Source organism: Intestinibacter sp. (genome assembly GCF_051866655.1).
Classification (GTDB): domain Bacteria; phylum Bacillota; class Clostridia; order Peptostreptococcales; family Peptostreptococcaceae; genus Intestinibacter.
This window is the reverse complement of the sequence record NZ_JBJDXL010000138.1, coordinates 4,256-6,096: the sequence shown is the minus strand read 5'-3', so window position 1 is coordinate 6,096 and position 1,841 is coordinate 4,256. Positions and strand designations below refer to the sequence as shown.

Annotated in this window: 2 protein-coding genes; both read right to left on the bottom strand. The window is 34.4% G+C overall.

All coding sequences use genetic code 11. The features are described from left to right. Positions 1–886 (bottom strand): glucuronate isomerase (uxaC, locus tag ACI3VO_RS03925; protein ID WP_439756669.1); only part of this gene is annotated, 886 nt, incomplete at its 3' end. Positions 887–969: 83 nt separating this feature from the next. Next, positions 970–1,809, bottom strand: a complete 840-nt coding sequence (locus tag ACI3VO_RS03920; protein ID WP_439756668.1) for an HAD family hydrolase — start codon at positions 1,807–1,809, stop codon at positions 970–972. Between the last annotated feature and the right edge of the window lie 32 nt (positions 1,810–1,841).

Sequence of the window (1,841 nt, the reverse complement as noted above, 5' to 3'; positions counted from 1 at the left end):
CGAAGTGTAGCTGCATAGCCCATCCTAGACGACTGTATTCTCCACCTACATATAGCATACAAGCTGTCTTGAATTGTAGTTCTTCAACTTCAGTTATATTTTCTCCTGCTAGGCGTTTTTTAAATATAGCATCTACTGTATCTTCATCGGCTTCTACATAAGGTATGTATAATAAACCGTGGTCACTTATCTTGCAACCTACCTCGTTGAAAAATTCCATACGTTTTGTTATAGCTTGTTTCCAGTCTGCGAATGATTTTATTTCTATTTCACTTACTTCTGATAATTTTGCTATATAATCTACGTAGTCAACCTTTTCTATAGCTATAGCTTTATCTGGTCTCCATGTTGGAAGAACTTGTATATCGAAGGTTTCATCTTCTTTTATAGCTATGTGGTATTTTAAATCGTCTATTGGATCGTCTGTAGTGCATATTAATTCAACATTAGAATCTCTCATTATACTTCTAGCAGACATAGTTTTTAATTTTTCGTTGCATAAATTCCAAACCTCTTCTGCTGTCTCTCCATTTAGAGCACCTTCATATCCGAAATATCTTTGTAGCTCTAAGTGACTCCAGTGATATAGTGGGTTTCCTATAGCTTTTTCTAAAGTTTCAGCCCATTTTTGGAATTTTTCTCTATCTGTAGCGTCTCCAGTTATGTATTTTTCTTCTACACCGTTTGAACGCATTTGTCTCCATTTGTAGTGGTCTCCACCTAGCCATACTTGAGTTATGTTTTCAAATTTTTTATCCTCTGCTATCTCCTGTGGGTTGATGTGGCAGTGATAATCTATTATCGGCATAACGCTTGAGTATTCATGGTAAAGCTTTTTTGATATTTCATTTGATAAAAGAAAATCTTTATCCATAAAATTTTTCATGACATGTCTCCTCTGTATTTGTATTTTTCCCTTATATATTTAAAAATTCACTTAAATCTTTGATTATATTTGTCTATCTAAATCTATATTCCTAAAGCAACTTCGAATTCTTTTATTAACTGCTCTTGGTACGCATCGTCGAATTCGCCTGCGAATAATTTCTTACTAGCTTCATTTTTTAATCTTTCCCAGCTAAATGCTTCTGCATCTACTATTATTGGATAGAATCTAACTCCATTGTCTAACGCTGCCTTCATATCTCCAGGAGCATCCCCTACCATAAGTACCTTGTCTTTGTCGTATCCTTTTTCTAGAAGCTTTTCTATACAGTAAGCCTTTGATCCAGCTTCTTGGCATAATAATACTCTACAGCAATCCTTTATTCCGTGTTTTGTCCACTCAGACTCCACTGCCTGACCATTTGCTGAAGAAACTGCAGTTAAATCGGCATATTTGCACATTTCATCCATAGCTTCCTTAACATTTTTAAAAGGCATATCCTCTTCCTGTGATTCAACTATAGATAAATTTACATGTATACTCCAAAGTAGAGCTCTCTCCATGCAGTCGTTTCTCTTCTCTTGGCATTTTTCAAGTAGAGCTGGATTTGATAATTGAGGTGCAGTTTCCACCCAATTTTCAAATTCTTCTAATCCTTCAAATTTTATTCCTTTGCGGTTGCTCATCTCTCTGACAGCCATCGCTAAACCTTTGAAACGATTTATACCTCTAGTTTTTGTAAATAAATTTATTTGATTCCAATATTCTAGAGCTTCTTCTCTATACTCTTCTAAATCATATGATTTCACAAATTCCGGTCCAAATGAATTAAAATGCTTTGAATTCATAGTATCCATAGCACATCCATCTGAATCTATACATATTAAAAAATCCTTCTCTTTCAAATAGTCAAAATATCCCATTTTATCTCCTTATATCAAATTAGGATGTAGCA

Excerpts from the sequence above, each read along its gene's own strand:
- ACI3VO_RS03920 (WP_439756668.1), bottom strand. The coding sequence starts at position 1,809 with ATGGGATATTTTGACTATTTGAAAGAGAAGGATTTTTTAATATGTATA.